Below are 3,734 nucleotides of genomic sequence, written 5' to 3'. Positions count from 1 at the left end.
TAACTGAAGTCACCGTACTCATTAATATATCATCTGTCATAAACTCCGGATAGATATAACCGGACTGAGCAAGGATGATATCGTTTAAAAATTCTTCGTAATCGGCGAGTGTTTTAGGAACCACCTTTCCTTTTACAGGATTAGCATCCAGATATTTTTTGCAGGATCCAAACCCCATAAGGATCAGTGCTGCAATTATAAATAGTTTTATCTTCATCAGAATATCATTTAGTTTTTATCACTTAGAAACCTGCACGCAGGCTGATCGTTGTCACTTTAGGCGTAGGCAAATAATATGCTCCGGTCTGCGCATCAATTGCTTCCGGGTCTATACCATATTTATTCTTTGTCCAGATGGCTATATTGTTCATTTGGACAGATATCGTTAGACTCTTAACAGGAGTTTTCTTTAATGCAGTTCCTGGTATTTTATAACCCAGCTGAACTTCCCTTAAACGTATAAAATCACTGCTTTCCACACTATTACTGGAATACATCTCCGCCCGGTCACGGCCATCATAGAATAGGTCTGGAGAAGACTGATAAGCCGCAATATCTGTATGCGCCTCATCTCCCGGAGCCTTCCACCGGTTGGCTACCTGATAGTTGATCACAGGGCTCCAGTCATAACCATTCATAGACGGCATTTCCCGGCGGAAAACACCTCCAAAATTGTACACCAGTATCACACTGGCAAAAGCGCCTTTATAGTTAAAGATATTGGTAAAACCACCTGTATATTTAGGTCTGTAAGAACCACTGTACTCCAGAGAACCCAAAACAGGTACCAGGACTTTATTGCCATTCCCATCATAAACCTGCGGATCACCGGTATTGCTTAAGCCTGCCCATTTATAACTCCAAAGCGCTTCACGCGGGTAACCTTCCACATAATAAGGTACGGTTCCTGTAACACGTCCGATAACCGGACTACTTTCTGCAATTTTATTCTCAGTAATTTTGTTCGTGTTGTAGGCAAAATTAAATATACTTGTCCAGTTGAAATCACCAAGCTGTAAAACCCTTCCGGTCAAGGCAGCTTCCAATCCGGTATTGACCATCTTAGCGCCATTTAACTTGGTCGAGGTGAATCCGATGGTCGGATCCAGTAGTTGAGTACCTAACAGATCATAGCCATATTTTTTGTATACATCTACACTGAGCTGGAACCTGTTCCTCAAAAAAGCAATGTCGGTACCTAAGTTATAGGTTTTTGTTCTTTCCCATCTCAATTTTGGATTATAGGGGTTAGAAGCATCAACCCTGGACCGGTAATCGCTGGTTGAAGCCTGGAAAGCTCTGCTCGCAACAAGCAAAGGAGTAGTAGAAGGATCATAGTTCCCAGTTAATCCAACAGTCGCTCTCAACTTCAACAGATTAACAAAATCGACATGGAAGAATTTTTCTTTGGTAATGTCCCATGATGTACCAACGGACCACAAAGGCGTACGTCTGTATTTAGGATCTACGCCAAATAGGTTAGACTCATCATAACGTAAACTTCCTTGTAAAGTATATTTATCATCATAAGTATAAGTACCAGTTGAATAATAAGAAACTTCTCTTGTATTGATATAGCTAAACCTATCGTATGCGGTAGCATCATAAATAGTATTGGTCCCGTTTTGGCCAATTACACCATTTAAAAGCACAATCTGGTTAATTGGCGACCAGGACTGCAGGTCGTCTATATAATTGAACTTTCGGTTGGTAAGTCCGTTAGTTAAATACTGCTTAACCTCTGCACCTCCGCTAAAGCTCACAAAATGTTTACCAGCAAATAAATTGGTGTAATTAAACTGCGAGCGGACAGAAGTATTGTCATTTGTAGTTTCTGAAACATCAAGATAATTTCCTTTTGGAAGGTTAAACAGGGCTTTGCCATTTCCATCTAAGCTGGCATACTGATTTAGCAAAGACCGGGCTGTATAGGAGTTTTCATTAACCAGGTTATTACCGGAGGTTTTCATTTTGTCATACAGGAAATAGGTATTAAAAGTTAATCCCTTAGCCAAAGTCGCCTCCAATCCCACTTTAGTCCTCAAGCCAAAAATGCTGTTCCGGTTATCGGCCAATCTTGCATCCTGTAATAAATTCCGGCCATTATTGTAATAGCCCTTTGCCATCAACGCAGCATTAGTATTTTTATTAAATGCATTGTAACTGTACACATAATTTCCACTGGCATCCAGTTGCATTTGATAAGGCGCAAGTCCATAGAGCTGAGATCTTAAATCAGCTCCGAGATCCTGATGATTAAAAACAGCGTTCAGATCTGCAACCGCATGTAGCCATGGAGTGATCTCGTAATCGTTGCGCATATTTAATTGTACAGAACTGGAGTTATCACCAATAAAATTGGATTTGCTGTTGTCGTAAGAACCCGAAAGCAGAAAACGATATTTATTTGCACCACCAGACATAGAAAGGTAATAGTTTTGGCGGACACCGGTACGCATTAAAAGGTCTTTATTCTGTTGAAGATTAGACAGGCCCGACAGCGAATCTTGTTTTTGAGTCAGTTGCGCAGCAGAAATTAAGCCCTGCTCTTTTTGCAGGATATAGTCAAATGACGGAGAAAAACCACCTACACCATTTTGAAAATAGGCCGAAGTAAAATATCCTTTTTTATAGATCTCGTTGTCCACACTGATCATATCTGCTGAACTTCCACGTCTGAGTGTCCCAAAATCATTCTTTTCAGTTAAATAAAAATTAGAAGAAAAGTTAATGCTCAGCGCCCCCTGTTTCCCTCTTTTGGTGGTGATCACAATCACTCCGTTTGCAGCCCTGGCGCCCCAGATGGCCGAGGCAGAAGCATCTTTCAGTACATCAATTTTCTCTACATCATTAAAGTTATCCGGCAGCTGGTTCACCGGAAAACCATCCACAATGATCAAAGGTGTATTTCTTTCGCTCTGAATCGCACTTCCACCCCTAACCTGAATGTCGGGCCCTGTCTGGGTTCTAACACCCTTGACAGACCTGAAACCATTATAAACAGATAAGCCAGGAACCGATCCTTCTAAGATACGATCTAACGACTGGCTGCTTCTGCGTTCAATGTCTTCTGTTGAAAGAGTTGAATAACTACCAGTTGCATTCTTTTTGGCCAGGGTTTGATAACCATTGGATACTACCGTAACTTCTTTTAAGGTATTGTTATCTTCCCTCAAATTAATATCCAGTTGTGTGTTGCCACTAACTTCAATTTCGCTGGTCTGGTAACCTACGTAACTGATCAATAGTTTAGGATTTGCAGAAGTGGTATTAATTCTAAAGTTACCCTTGCTATCTGTAATTGCAGAGCTGTTTGAACCTTGTTCATAAATCGTGATTCCTGCAACATACACCACATCATTACCTTCAAACAATCCTGCGCGTCCTTTTATTTCAGCCGAACTCTTAGGTGCTTTACTACTTGGCAGCACCTCCCTTGATTTCTTGCTCACCGCAATCATATTGCCGTTTGATTTAAATAGAAACCCATAATTAGCATCCAGATAGGCAAGGATTTCATTCAATGACCGTGGCTTCGCAGACATACTGATCAATTCCTTTTTATTAACGATTTCCGAAGAGTAATAAAAACGAATGTTAAATGCCTTTTCCAGCTTCGAAAAAGCCACGGTTACAGATTCCTGGTTAAACAGAATTTGCCTTTTCTCCTGGGCAAATGTATTCATAGAAAACATCATAAATAAACAGCTCACCAGTAATGGCCTGACCAATGC

Annotated in this window: 2 protein-coding genes; both read right to left on the bottom strand. The window is 40.7% G+C overall.

All coding sequences use genetic code 11. From position 1 onward, the window contains the following. Positions 1 to 217 (bottom strand): hypothetical protein (locus tag DBR11_RS26785; RefSeq protein ID WP_369974463.1); only part of this gene is annotated, 217 nt, incomplete at its 3' end. A 25-nt stretch (positions 218 to 242) separates the two neighbouring features. Beyond that, a partial coding sequence (locus DBR11_RS26780) for a SusC/RagA family TonB-linked outer membrane protein (protein WP_146186682.1) occupies positions 243 to 3,734 on the bottom strand: 3,492 nt, incomplete at its 5' end.

Origin of the sequence: Pedobacter sp. HMWF019, assembly GCF_003061025.1 — a bacterium.
In the GTDB taxonomy this organism is placed as follows: Bacteria; Bacteroidota; Bacteroidia; order Sphingobacteriales; family Sphingobacteriaceae; genus Pedobacter.
Note: the sequence above shows the minus strand (reverse complement) of the source record. Positions and strands in the feature narration are given on the sequence as shown.